Source organism: Pseudomonas sp. GD03842 (assembly GCF_029841165.1).
GTDB lineage: Bacteria > Pseudomonadota > Gammaproteobacteria > Pseudomonadales > Pseudomonadaceae > Aquipseudomonas.
On sequence record NZ_JAOCEA010000017.1, the window covers coordinates 34,879 to 48,498 of the forward strand.

The following is a 13,620-nucleotide window of genomic DNA, read 5'->3' on the forward strand; positions in this document are numbered from 1 at the left end:
CTCCGCGTGGGAATGATCAGCTCACCCCCCTCCAGGTCATTGACCTCGCCCGTAGGAGCGCGCTTGCCCGCGACAGCGGTGGATCCGCGTCAGCGATGTGTCTGACACACAGCAATCGCGAGCAACCGCGCGCCTACAAATGACCGTGGTCAACCCGGCATCACTGCCATCCGAACCTGCGTACGTAGAAGCCCTTCACCGCCTGCGTCAGCCCCACGTACGCCAGCAGAATCAGCGGCAGAATGACGAAGTACAGCGGTGGCAACGCTTGCAGTTTGAAGTAGTGTGCCAGCGGCCCCATCGGCAGAAAGATCCCGATCGCCATGATCACACCGGTCATCACCATCAACGGCACCGCCGCACGGCTTTGCAGGAACGGGATTTTCGGCGTGCGTATCATGTGCACGATCAACGTCTGGGTCAGCAACCCCACCACAAACCAGCCCGACTGAAACAGGGTTTGATGTTCAGGCGTATTGGCGCCGAACACGTACCACATGACGGCAAAGGTGGTGATGTCGAAGATCGAGCTGATCGGTCCGAAGAACACCATGAAGCGTCCCACATCCGCAGGCTGCCAGCGTTGCGGTTTTTGCAGCAGTTCATCGTCGACGTTATCGAACGGGATGGCGATCTGTGAAATGTCATACAGCAGGTTCTGTACGAGCAGGTGCATCGGCAACATCGGCAGAAACGGAATGAACGCGCTCGCCACCAGCACCGAGAACACATTGCCGAAGTTGGAACTGGCCGTCATCTTGATGTACTTGAGCATGTTGGCGAAGGTGCGACGTCCTTCCAGCACCCCCTCCTCCAGCACCATCAGACTCTTTTCCAACAGAATGATGTCCGCTGCTTCCTTGGCGATGTCCACCGCGCTGTCCACGGAAATGCCGATGTCGGCAGTGCGCAGCGCGGGTGCGTCGTTGATGCCGTCCCCCATGAAACCGACGACATGGCCGTTGGCTTTGAGCAGCCGCACAATGCGCTCCTTATGCGAAGGCGTCAGCTTGGCGAATACGTTGGTGGTTTCCACCGCCACGGCCAGTTCAGCATCGCTCATCCGTTCGACGTCGCCGCCCAACAACAGCCCCTGACGCTCAAGGCCCACTTCACGGCAGATTTTCGCGGTGACGCGTTCGTTGTCGCCGGTCAGCACTTTCACCGCCACACCATGCTCGGCCAACGCCTTCAGCGCAGGCGCGGTGCTTTCTTTCGGTGGATCGAGGAAAGCCACATAACCGATGAGCGTCAGGTCGCTCTCATCGGCCAAGCCATAAGCGTCCCGTCCCGCGGCCATCGAACGAGCCGCGACGGCCACGACGCGCAGCCCTTCTTCGTTGAATCCCGCTGTCACTTGCACAATGCGCTCCAGCAGTTCCGGGGTCAGCGCTTCTTCGATTTCACCATGGCGCACACGATTGCAAACGCCTAACACTTCCTCCAGCGCGCCTTTGCAGATCAGCAAATGAGGCTGACCTTGCTCCTGAACCACCACCGACATCCGCCGACGATTGAAGTCGAACGGCACCTCATCGACCTTGCTGAAGGCAGTGCCCACCTGCAATTCGCGATGGATCTCCACGTGTTCCAGCACGGCCACGTCCAGCAGGTTTTTCAGCCCGGTCTGGTAGTAGCTGTTCAGGTAAGCCATTTCCAGCACGTCGTCAGATTCGTCGCCCCATACATCCACATGACGAGCGAGGAAGATTTTGTCTTGCGTCAACGTTCCGGTCTTGTCGGTGCACAGCACGTCCATCGCGCCGAAGTTCTGAATCGCGTCCAGCCGTTTGACGATGACTTTCTTGCGCGACAGAAACACCGCGCCCTTGGCCAGCGTCGAGGTGACGATCATCGGCAGCATTTCCGGGGTCAGGCCCACAGCGATGGACAACGCAAACAGCAGCGCTTCCATCCAGTCACCCTTGGTGAAGCCGTTGATGAACAGCACCAGCGGTGCCATGACGAACATGAAGCGGATCAGCAGCCAGCTGACTTTGTTGACCCCGGCCTGAAACGAGGTGGGCACTCGATCGGTTGCGCTGACACGTTGGGCCAGGGCGCCGAAATAGGTGTTGTTGCCGGTGGTCAGAATGACTCCGGTCGCCGCACCCGACACCACGTTGGTGCCCATGAACAGGATGTTTTCCAGATCCAGAGGGTTGCCGGTATCGACTTCCTGACGGCGGGCGAACTTCTCTACAGGCAGGGATTCGCCAGTCATTGCGGCCTGACTGACGAACAGATCCTTGGCGCTGAGTACGCGGCAATCGGCGGGAATCATGTCCCCTGCCGACAGCACGATCAGGTCGCCCGGCACCAACTGCCTGATCGGCAGCTCGATCCGCTGCGCCCTGCCGTCTTCACGCCGCAACACGGTCGCGGTGTTGCTGACCATCGCCTTTAGCGCGTCAGCGGCCTGATTGGAGCGGGCTTCCTGCCAGAAACGCAGGAGGGTCGAGAGCACCACCATCGAAAAGATCACGGTCGCGGCTTTCATGTCCTCGGTCAGCCACGAGATAAGGGCCAGGAGGGTCAGCAGCAGGTTGAACGGGTTTTTGTAGCAATGCCACAGATGCACCCACCACGGCAGGGGTTGTTCGTGCTCGACTTCATTGAGCCCGTGCTGTTGACGCAATGCGACGGCCTCGTCTTCACTCAGGCCGTCGTGATTGCTGCCAAGACGGGAGAGCAATTCGGGCACTTTGCTGCTGGCCCCAAGGATCAGGGTTTGCGCCAGGGTTGGCGGCACTTCGCGGCTGACCGTGGCGTCGGTCACGCTGTCGAGCATGGCGCGCCGACGGAAATGCCGGGCGTAGTGGCGGGTCCGCAGAAAGCCTGCGAAGAATTCTTTCAGGAGGGTGAATTTCATCATGGTGTCCCCTGGACTGAAGGGCTACTGCTCATGGAGAGTCAGGAGCACAGCCGAGCGCGCGGTGTGCCGTTCGTAAGGAAACAGCGCACAACGGCCCCCGCACGCCCGGAAAATGGCGCACGTGGGATAAGCGTCAGGGAAAGGACAGGAAAAAACTGGCCTGCCGTTTCTCGCATTTGTCAGCGAGACAACGGCAGTGGAAAGGCTGCGCGTTATCTTGCCGAAGGTTGGCCGGTCATCGATACCGGCTGACGACTGTCACTCGAACAAGTACCCACTGAGGGTCTCCGCATTGGTTGAAAACGGGCGAAGAATACGCCCGGGTTTTGTGAGAGTAAACCGCCATTCCGAGGGCTGCGGAGACTATTGCGCGAGGATTCAGGGAAGGTTCAGGAAGGGGATTTCCTACAGAACATGCCGATATCTTCGGTGACACCCAACTTGTAGGAGCGCGCTTGCCCGCGATTGCATTTATCAGACAAAGCGACGTATCTCTCAGGGCGGCGTCCACCGCAACATCCTGCTGGCCTTGCTGTTAGAATGCCGCGCTTCACCCCTGCCCCAAGGCGTTGCGCATGTCCTCCTTGAATCAGGCGCTCAGCGTCGCCCTCGATCATCGTCACGCCCTGATTGCCGAGCTGCACGCTCAAGGCACCGATTGCTATCGGCTGTTTCATGGCAGTCAAGAAGGCGTGGGCGGGCTGACCATCGACCGCTATGGCCCGCAACTGCTGATGCAGAGTTTCCACAGCCCGCTGGATCGCGACTCGCTGCTGGCCGCCCACGCTGCCATCAACGCCCGTCTGGACCTGGATCTGAAGCTGGTCTACAACGACCGCTCCCAAGGCAACTCGCGTGTCGATCGCACCGACCCCATCTATGAAGCCGAAGACGCAGCTTTGGAAGACATGATCGGGCACGAATGGGGCCTCAAGTATCGGGTTCGCGGGCGCCATGCAGGCCAGGATCCGCTGCTGTTCCTCGACCTGCGCAATGCCCGGGGCTGGGTGAAGGATCACGCCCGCGACAAACGCGTGCTCAACCTCTTCGCCTACACCTGTGGCGTGGGTTTGAGTGCCGCCGCCGGCGGCGCGCGCGAGGTGTGCAACCTGGACTTCGCCGAAGGCAACCTGGCCGTGGGCCGGGAGAACGGTAAACTCAACCCGCACCTGCCCGAGATGCAGTTCGTGCAGTCCGACTATTTCCCTGCGATCCGCCAATGGGCAGGGCTGCCGGTCGCGGCCCGCCGTGGCCAGAAGCTTCCCGCGTATGTACGCCTAGAGCCTCGTCAGTTCGACCTCGTGCTGCTCGACCCTCCGGCCTGGGCCAAGAGCGCGTTCGGCACGGTCGATCTATTGCGCGACTATCAAAGCCTGCTCAAGCCGGCCCTGCTGACGACCGCCGAGGACGGCGTGCTGATCTGTTGCAATAACCTGGCGAAGGTCAACATGGAGGACTGGCGAGACCAAGTGCTGCGTTGCGCGACCAAGATCGGACGGCCAGTCCGCGACTGGCAGGTGCTGACACCTGCCGCCGATTTTCCGTCGTTGGACCAACAGCCCCCGCTCAAGACATTGATCTTGCAGCTTTGACTCAGCGCTGACTAAACGGATTTTTCCCACAAGCGGCGGGGCAATCGACTTCGGAACCAGATTGGCGTGCCATACTCAAAGGCACCTCATGTCGAGAGAGAGTTGGCGACCCGTATGCCCAAAGGATTGAAACGCGCCCTCGCTGCCCTGCTGGCCGCCTTCGCTATTTACAGTTTGCTGGGTTTCTTCATCCTGCCAGGCATCGCGCTGAGGGTGATCAACCAGCAACTGGCGAATTACGCCACCGTCCCCGCCACCCTGACCCGCCTCGAACTCAATCCCTATACGCTGGAAGTGACGCTGTGGGGCCTGAACATCGGGACGCCGGGCAAAGAACAGATCGCCTTCGAGAAACTGTACGCCAACCTGCAGATCGACAGCCTGTGGACAAAAGCGCTGCACCTGGCGGCTGTGAAGTTGGACAAGCCCAAGACCGAATTGCTGTTCGCCAAGGACGGCACGCTCAATTTGGCAGGTCTCTTCAAATTGCCGCCCAGCGAGCCTGCCAAACCCGATGAACCGCCAAGCAAGCCGTTTCCGCTGCGCATCGATGACATCAAGCTCGCCGACGGTTATGTGCACTTCGAGGATCGACGCCCCAGCGAGCCCATCGAATTCCTTTACGACGCCCTGAATTTCGAGCTGAAAAACCTCAGCACCCTGCCTGAAGACAACGCCGACATGACCTTGGTGGCCGCGGGTCCCGATGGCGGACAAATCGACTGGGTAGGCCGCGTCAGTCTGATTCCCATCACCTCAGAGGGCACGCTGAAAGTCACCGATGGCAAAATGAAGGTGTGGTGGCCCTACGTGCGCGACGCATTGCCTCTGGTCCTGAAAGATGGCGTGTTGAACCTCGACACGCATTACACACTCAACCTCGCCAAGGAAACCGAACTGCGGCTGGACAAGACGTCTATCAAGGTAGCGCCGTTCGCGATCGACGCCCCGGACGGCCGTCCGCTGGTGCGTTTGAAGAATCTGGAAGTCAGCGAGACCACGGTCGACCTCGCCAAACAGCTGGTCACTGTAGGAAAAATCCGTAGCCAGGGCCTGGAAACCTGGGCCGCACGTGAGAGCGATGGTCAGCTTGACTGGCAGAAGCTTTTCGCCAGCCAACCCTCGAAGAGCGAAAGAAAGAAAGCCGAGGCCGAGAAACAGCAACCTGCCACGGCTTCCGGCGCTGAAACCACCGCCACGAAGGACTCCGCACCCAGCAAACCGTGGCAGGTGCTGCTGCTCGACACCCAGTTGCGCGACTACCGCGTGCACTTGGCTGACAAGGTCCCCAAGGAGCCTGTCGCGCTGGAGGTCGGCCCACTCAACCTGGACCTGAAGCATTTCGACAGCCTCAACACGTCGCCTTTCACCCTCAAGCTCGACACCGGGCTGGGCAAACAGGGCAAGCTGACGGCCGAGGGCGAGGTCAACTTGGCGCCGGTACGCGCCAGACTCGATGTCACCACCCGCGACATCGACCTGCGCGTGGCCCAAGCCTATGTCACCCCGTTCATTCGCCTGGAAGTGCGCAGCGGCATGCTGAACAGCGACCTGGCGGTCGACCTCAAAAGCACCGAGCCCTTGGCCCTGGGTATTACCGGCAAGGCGCAGGTCGATCAACTGCACACGCTGGACACCCTCAAATCTCGCGACTTCGTGAAGTGGCAGCGCCTGAATGTCGACGGCCTGAACTTTCAGTTGGGTGACAGCCTGAGCATCGCCACAATCAACATCGAACAACCCTACGCTCGATTCGTGATTGCCGACGACCGCACCACCAACATCGATGACCTGCTGATCCCGCAGCCCGCGGATGCGCCGAAGGCACCTGCACAGGCAAAAACGACGCCTGCGACCAAACCCATGGGCATCCACATCGGCGAGGTCAACATCAACAATGGCTCGGCCAACTTCGCCGATTTCAGCCTGACCCCGAATTTCGCGACGGCTGTGCAGCAGCTCAACGGTAAGATCGGCACGCTGGACAACCGTCAGGACAAACCAGCACCGGTGGATATCAAGGGCAAGGTCGACCGCTACGCGCCGGTCACCATCAAGGGTGCCCTGAACCCATTCAATCCGCTGGCCAGCCTTGATATCGCGACCAGTTTTCGCCGCGTCGAACTCACCACGCTGACGCCCTACTCCGGAAAATTCGCCGGTTACCGCATCCGCAAAGGCCGGTTGAATCTGGACTTGCATTACCTGATCACGAAAGGCCAGCTCAAGGCCGAAAACAAGGTGGTGGTCGAGCAGTTGCAACTGGGCGAAAAAGTCGACAGCCCGGATGCGGTGAACCTGCCATTGAAACTGGCGGTCGCCCTGCTCAAGGACGTGGATGGCAAGATTTCCATTGAATTGCCCGTGTCTGGCGATCTGAACAACCCTCAGTTCAGTGTGATGCCGATTGTCTGGCAGACGTTGCGCAACCTGGTGGTCAAAGCCGCCGCCGCGCCGTTCAAGTTCATCGGTGGGCTGATCGCCGGGGGTGGCTCGCAAGATCTGGGAACAGTCGCCTTCGCACCAGGCTCGGATGAATTGAGCGGCGACGCGCAGGCCTCGCTCGACAAACTGGCCGCTGCGCTGAAAGAACGTCCGGCGCTGCGTCTGGAAATCGAGGGCACCAGCGCGGAAGCCAGCGACGGTCCGTTGATCGCCCAGCAACGGCTGGAGCGCGAATACCAGAGCACCTACTACAAGATTCTCCAGCGGCGAGGGGACAAAGTCCCCGCGCAGGCGGGCGATCTAAAAGTGCCGGAGGATGAAAAAGCGCCGATGCTGGAAGGGATCTACCGCACGCGCCTCAAACAACAGCCTCCTGCCGAATGGGCAGAGCTGGGCAAGGAAGAACGACAGAACAAACTGCGCGAGGCCGTCCTCAAGTCCTGGAGCTCCAGCGCATTGCTGTTGCGCCAGTTGGGTCAGGCGCGCGCGGGCAGTATCAAGGATTACCTCGTGGACAAAGGGCAGTTGGCCGACGATCGCGTGTACTTCGTCGACACCTCCCTCGGCCAACCGGAACGAGACGGCCGCGTCATCAGCCCCCTGCATCTGGACAGTGAGTAACGCATGCTGAAACCCCTGTTAATGGCGGCCGCGATCGGCTTTACGGTATTGAGCACCACCACGCAGGCCGACACGTTGCGTTGCGGCAGTCAGTTGATCAGCGCGGGCGACCGGATGTTCGAGGTGCAACAGAAGTGCGGACAGCCCATCAGCCAGGACATCGTGGGGTACAAGGAAACCGTCAACCACTTCCGTCAGGTCGATCAAGTGCAGGTCCAAGAGTGGATCTACGGCCCGAATAACGGGATGTATCAATACCTGCGGTTCGAGGGCGGGCGCTTAGTGAGGATCGACAGCAAACGCGGCCGTTGATCCCCTGGCTGGCCGAATGAACCCCCGCCATCAAATATAGATCGCAGCGCCATCTACGTGTAGGAGCACGCCTGCCCGCGATAACGGAGGGTCAGAGTCATCGCGATGTCTGAACTGACGCAATCGCGGGCAAGCGCGCTCCTACGAAAAGCCCTTAGCGTTCGTGCAAGGCCTCGGCGCGGGCCTTGAGCACAGGCTTGAGCAAAATAGGGCAAATAGATCGCGTCGCCATCCACCTGTAGGAGCGCGCTTGCCCGCGATAACGGAGGGTCAGAACCATGGCGATGTCTGAACCGACGCAGTCGCGGGCAAGCGCGCTCCTACAAAAAAGCCGCTTAGCGTTCGTGCAGGGCCTCGGCGCGCTTTGAGTACAGGCTTGGGCAAAAAGAGGGCAAATAGATTGCAGCGCCATCCACGTGTAGGAGCGCGCTTGCCCGCGATAACCGAGGGCCAGAGACATCGCGGTGTCTGAACCGACGCAATCGCGGGCAAGCGCGCTCCTACGAAAAGCCCTTAGCGTTCGTGCAGGGCCTCGGCGCGGGCCTTGAGCACAGGCTTGAGCAGGTAGCTGAGGATGCTCTTCTTGCCGGTGATGATGTCCACCGACGCCACCATGCCGGGGATGATCAACAGCGGATGCTCATCGGTGCCGAGATGGCTGCGCTCGGTCCGCAGCTTGATCACGTAAAAGGTGTTCTTCTTCTCTTCATCCTGGATGGTGTCGGCGCCGATCTGCTCCAGCTTGCCTTTGAGCCCGCCGTAGATGGTGTAGTCGTAGGCCGTGAACTTGATCATCGCTTCCTGACCCGGGTGCAGAAACGCGATGTCCTGCGGGCGGATGCGCGCTTCGACCAGCAAGGTATCGTCCAGCGGCACGATCTCGGCAATGTCGCTGCCTGGCTGGATCACGCCCCCCACGGTGTTCACCAGCATCTGCTTGACGATACCGCGCACCGGCGAGGTCACCATGGTGCGGTTGACTCGGTCTTCCAACCCTTTGGCTGTGGACTGCGCCTTGGCCAGGTTGGTGCGGGCTTCGTTGAGCTGGGTGAGCGCGTCACTGCGGAATTTGCCCTTGGTCTCGTCGATCTTGCGCTGCACTTCGGCAATCGCCGCCTGAGCCCGGGGGATCGCCAAGGTCGTGCCGTCCAGTTGACCGCGCGTCTCGACCTCCGACCGTTTCAGACGCAGGATGTCCACCGGCGAGACCGCGCCCTGCGCAACCAGCGGCTCGGACATGCCGATTTCCTGGCGCAGCAGGTTGAGGCTGTTGCGGTACTGTTCCTGCTTGGAGCCGAACTCGCGCAATTCCTGCTGACGCTGTATCAGTTGCTGCTGCAGCCCGCCGATCTCATCGACCAACTGCTGACGGCGGCTCTGGTACAACGACTCTTCGTTCGCCGCCTGTTTGGGCGCCGACTTGCGCGCGTCGGCACTGATGTTCAGCGGGCGGTCATCCACCTCGGCGCTCAGGCGCTCGACCCGTAGCTCCATGGCCACCCGATCGGCTTCGGTCTCCCCGACGTTGGAGGCAAACCGGGTGTCATCCAGACGGATCAAGGGCGCACCGGCGTCGACGATTTCCCCATCGCGGGCATAGATCTGCGCAACGATGCCGCCTTCCAGGTTCTGGATTTTCTGGATCTTGGTCGAGGGAATCGCCTTGCCTTCGCCCTTGGTCACTTCGTCGATTACCGCGAAGTGGGCCCACAGCACCAAAAACACGAAGAACAGAATGACGCCCCAGATGGTGTAGCGCACGATGCGCGGCACATCATCGAGAAAAGCCTTCTTCACCTCAGGCATCGGTTGCCCTTCAAGGGACGGCGTGCCTTTGAAATAACCGAACAGCCCGCCGCCGGTGTCTTGACCCGATTTAAGCAACACTGATCTGCCCCTTCTTCAATGCGTCCATTACGGCCGCTTTCGGACCGTCGGCAAGGATCTGGCCACGGTCGATCACCAGCAAGCGATCGACCAGAGAGAGCAACGAAGCTCGGTGGGTGACAAGAATCACGGTCTTTTTCTCGACGACAGCTTGCAAGCGCTGTTTCAAACGCTCCTCGCCGGTGTTGTCCATCGCACTGGTCGGCTCGTCCAGCAACAGAATCGGCGGGTTGAGCAGCAGCGCCCGGGCCAACGCCACGTTCTGCCGCTGACCGCCTGACAGGTTCTGACCGCGCTCGCCCACCTGCAACTCGTAACCCTGTGGGTGGAGCCGGGCGAATTCATGTACGCCTGCAAGCTCTGCAGCCTGCAGGACCATTTCATCGTCGACGTAGCGCGCGCCGGACACCAGGTTGTCGCGCAGCGAGCCTGCCAGCAGTTGAATGTCCTGCGCCACGTAGCCAATGTTGTGACGCAACTCGCTGACGTCGATCTGACGAATGTCCACGCCATCGACCAGCAACGAGCCTTCGTCAGGCTGGTAGAGGCCGACCAGCAGCTTGGCCAGCGAGCTCTTGCCCGAGCCGCTACGGCCGATGATGCCGATCTTCTCGCCGGGCCGGACCACCAGGTTGATGTTCTTCAGCGCCAGGTTCTGCTGATTCGGATAGGTGAATTCAACGTTGCGAAACTCCATCGCGCCCTGCAGCACCTGGCGGCTCATCGGACGTTCTTCGAAGTTGCGCTCTTGCGGCAGCTCCATCATCTGGTCCACCGAGACCATGGTGACCTTGGCCTGCTGGTAACGGGTCAGCAGCCCGGACAACTGCGCCAGCGGGCCCAATGCCCGACCGCTCAACATGTAGCAGGCCACCAGCCCGCCCATGCTCAGGTTGCCGTCGATGATCATGTACACGCCGAAGCAGATCATCGCCACGCCCGCCAGTTGCTGAATCAGCAATGTGATGTTCATCGCCAGGCCGGACAGGATCTTGACCCGCAGTTCGAGGCGGCTAAGGGTGCCGATGGTGTGTTCCCAATGGTACTGGCGCTCGCTTTCAGCGTTATTGACCTTGACGGCATCGAGCCCGGAGAGGGTTTCGATCAGGCTCGATTGACGCTCGGCGCCCAACGCCATCGTGCGTTCGAGGGTGGCGGTCAGGGGTTTTTGCAGCAAGTGGCCAATGCCCAGCGCGAGCGGGAACGCGATGATCGGAATCCACACCAGGTGCCCGCCTAGCAGCGCAATCACCAGCAGAATGATCAGAGTGAACGGCAGGTCGATGAGGCTCGTCAGGGTCAGCGAGGTGAGAAAGTCGCGCATGCCCTGAAATTCGTGGATGTTCTGCGCGTAGCTGCCGACCCTGGCGGGACGGAACTTCATCGCCATGCCGACGATGCGCTCGAACAGCGTCGCGGAAATGATCAGGTCAGTCTTTTTGCCCGCCAGATCAAGGCACAGGCTGCGCAGGCCTTTGAGTACCAGGTCGAACAAATACGCGCCGACGATACCGGCGGCCAGCACCCATAAGGTGGAAGTGGCCTGGTTGGGCACGACTCGGTCATACACGTTCATGACGAACAGTGGGGCCGCAATCGCAATCAGGTTGATGACGAAACTGGCAGCGATCGCGTCGGCGTAAAGCCAGCGCGACAGCTTGAGGGTGTCTTTGAACCAGGAGCGCGCCCGCGGAATGATCGAGCCGCGGGTTGCGTCAAATTTATGCTGCGGCTGTGCGAAAAACACCTTGCCGCTGTAATCCTTGGCCAACGCTTCGCGCTCGACGTGCACTTCGCCGCCGTCGCTTTCGCTGATCAGCAGCCGTGCAACGTCGTCGTTCCAGCCCAGAAGCACCGCGCACCGCCCTTCCTTCAACAGCAGCATGGCCGGGAGTGCGATGGCGGGAATCTGATCCAGTCGGCGTACCAGCAAACGACCTTGCAAGCCGGCGCGAGCGGCTGCGCGAGGCAGCAGATCGGGGGTGAAACGCTGATCCGGCAGCGGCAGGCCCGTGCTCAGCATCGCACGGCTCGCCGGTTTGTGATGCAGGGCGCAGAGTGTCAGCAAGCCGTCCAGCAGGGGATCGTCATGCTGGCTGCGGGGATCATGACCTAATTGAACCGAAGGTAATTCCAAATCCACGCTGACACTCTCTTTCTTTAGCGGTTAAAAGCACCTGGCTCCTGACGGAAGCGGAAAGCGTCAAGAATCAGTTCATCCCCGGCAGTTTGACCGACGGCTTTATATCATTCTGCACAACCGATGCCAGCGGCGCGACGACGCCCTGACTTTTCAGCAAGGTGCCGATGTCCGCCTGAATGCGGTACTGGGTATAGGTTTTCAGGCTTTGCAGCTGCACCAGGCGCTGTTGAGCCGTGAACAGTTCGTTCTCACTGTCGAGAAGGTCGAGCAGGGTACGCTCTCCCAGGCTGAATTGCTGCTGATACGACGTGCGGACACTGGTGGCGCGATCGACGTACTGCTGGGCGATCGGAACTTGCTGGGACGCGTTGTTGTAGGCGTTCCAGGCCAGGCCCAGTTCTTCGTTCAATTGACGCAGGGCGTTGTTACGGATGTCCAGCGCCTGGGAAGCCAGGTACGACTTGGACGTCAGGTCGGCCTTGTTGCTGCCACCGGCATACAGGTTGAACTGCATGCGCACCATCGCTTCCCAGCCGTTGTTGTGACCCTCGTCACCCCCGACGTTGTTGTCGGCGTTGCGGCCCAGGTCCAGATCGAAACGCGGCGAGAATGTCGACTTGGCGGCGGCGTATTGTTTCTCCGCCGCAGCAATGTCAGCCTCGGCCGAACGCAGTACCGGGCTGTTGTCGAGCATTTGCTGGCGCGCTTCCTGAAGATCGGCCGGCATCATGGCGAACGGTGCAGGCTTTTCCAGTTGGTCCGGCAGTTGGCCGATGGCGCTCAGGTAGTTGGTCTGGGCGTCGGCCAGGTTGGTCTGTTCGGTGATCAGGTTGTTCTGAGCCTGTGCCAGACGGGCGTCGGCCTGATCCATGTCGGCCATGCGACCAACGCCACGGCTGGTGCGCAGTTTGATCTGGTCGTAGATACGTTCGTGGCTCTTCAGGTTTTCTTCAGCCAGACGCACCATTTCGCGCTGCGTCAAAACATCGATATATACCTGGGCAACTGTCAGCGCAGTGCGCTCGGAAGTATTCAACAAAGAGTACGCCCGAGAATTGGCGGTGGCTTGTTGACGCCCAACTTCATTACTTGTTGCGAAACCGTCAAACAGCATCTGACGCAAACGAATAGCAGACTCACCGCGGTTCAGTGTTTGCCAGTGGTCACCATTGTTCTGAGCTCGGGTAGTCGGCGTATCCGAACCCGCACGGCCATATCCCGCCGTCACGTCGACGCGTGGCAGGTAACCGCCCTTCGCTGCACGAACCGCGTAGTCCTGCGCAATACGGGCGTTGACGCCTGCCTGAACCTCGGGATGCACTTCCATGGCCTTCTGCATCGCTTCTGGCAAGGTTTGTGCCTGCACGAAGCCAGCCGAGAGGATGAAGGGTACAGCAGTGAGAATTTGCTTACGCATGTTGGTTACTTCCCGGGAACGTACTTGTTCGAAAACGCAGCAGTCACTGCTGCACTGCAAGAGAGACTTTGTGTAAGAGATCGGCTAAGCCAGGCTGTTCTGAAGGGTCTCTGGGAGCGAACAACAGAAATACGCGATCTCAGAAAATATCAATGTGACATTACGGACGCGATTGTTTAGGATGTCGCGTAATAGGTCAATACTTTGGCACAAACTTAATCATCAAGCCGACACTGACTGAAAATAAATTGACGCCAAATAACTAACAATAAACAAATCAGTTAGTTAGTTGCCCGGTGTCAAAGTTTTGATAGTTGAATTACAGATC

General features: G+C 59.9%; 7 protein-coding genes. 3 read left to right on the forward strand and 4 right to left on the reverse strand.

Annotated features, from left to right (window positions below):
• Positions 1 to 160: 160 nt before the first annotated feature.
• Positions 161 to 2,872, reverse strand: coding sequence for a magnesium-translocating P-type ATPase (gene mgtA, locus N5D61_RS21685; RefSeq protein WP_279894239.1), 2,712 nt, complete (start codon positions 2,870 to 2,872; stop codon positions 161 to 163).
• Positions 2,873 to 3,450: 578 nt separating this feature from the next.
• On the opposite strand from mgtA, the gene N5D61_RS21690 reads away from it, so the two are divergent.
• From N5D61_RS21690 to N5D61_RS21700, 3 genes are all read left to right on the forward strand, one after another.
• Complete coding sequence (locus N5D61_RS21690) at positions 3,451 to 4,467, forward strand: class I SAM-dependent methyltransferase (protein ID WP_279894193.1); 1,017 nt, start codon at positions 3,451 to 3,453, stop codon at positions 4,465 to 4,467.
• Between the two features lie 114 nt (positions 4,468 to 4,581).
• A complete protein-coding gene (locus N5D61_RS21695) occupies positions 4,582 to 7,533 on the forward strand; it encodes a DUF748 domain-containing protein (protein WP_279894194.1) in 2,952 nt (983 codons plus the stop codon).
• A 21-nt stretch (positions 7,534 to 7,554) separates the two neighbouring features.
• Entirely contained in the window at positions 7,555 to 7,845 is a 291-nt protein-coding gene (locus N5D61_RS21700; protein ID WP_256602036.1) for a DUF2845 domain-containing protein, read from the forward strand.
• Positions 7,846 to 8,358: 513 nt separating this feature from the next.
• Here N5D61_RS21700 and N5D61_RS21705 read toward each other — a convergent pair.
• The 3 genes from N5D61_RS21705 to N5D61_RS21715 form a co-directional block, all read right to left on the reverse strand.
• Entirely contained in the window at positions 8,359 to 9,732 is a 1,374-nt protein-coding gene (locus N5D61_RS21705) for an HlyD family type I secretion periplasmic adaptor subunit (RefSeq protein WP_108239924.1), read from the reverse strand.
• Positions 9,722 to 11,875 carry a type I secretion system permease/ATPase gene (locus tag N5D61_RS21710; protein WP_279894196.1) on the reverse strand — a complete coding sequence of 718 codons (2,154 nt, stop codon included), beginning with the start codon at positions 11,873 to 11,875 and terminating at the stop codon, positions 9,722 to 9,724. The genes N5D61_RS21705 and N5D61_RS21710 overlap by 11 nt, the downstream gene beginning before the upstream one ends.
• A 67-nt stretch (positions 11,876 to 11,942) precedes the next feature.
• Positions 11,943 to 13,292: a TolC family outer membrane protein gene (locus N5D61_RS21715; RefSeq protein ID WP_108239926.1), complete on the reverse strand. Its 1,350-nt coding sequence runs from the start codon at positions 13,290 to 13,292 to the stop codon at positions 11,943 to 11,945.
• Positions 13,293 to 13,620 lie beyond the last annotated feature (328 nt).

Coding starts and splice junctions, on each gene's coding strand:
- mgtA (WP_279894239.1), bottom strand. CDS start 2,872: ATGAAATTCACCCTCCTGAAAGAATTCTTCGCAGGCTTTCTGCGGACC.
- N5D61_RS21690 (WP_279894193.1), top strand. CDS start 3,451: ATGTCCTCCTTGAATCAGGCGCTCAGCGTCGCCCTCGATCATCGTCAC.
- N5D61_RS21695 (WP_279894194.1), top strand. CDS start 4,582: ATGCCCAAAGGATTGAAACGCGCCCTCGCTGCCCTGCTGGCCGCCTTC.
- N5D61_RS21700 (WP_256602036.1), top strand. CDS start 7,555: ATGGCGGCCGCGATCGGCTTTACGGTATTGAGCACCACCACGCAGGCC.
- N5D61_RS21715 (WP_108239926.1), bottom strand. CDS start 13,292: ATGCGTAAGCAAATTCTCACTGCTGTACCCTTCATCCTCTCGGCTGGC.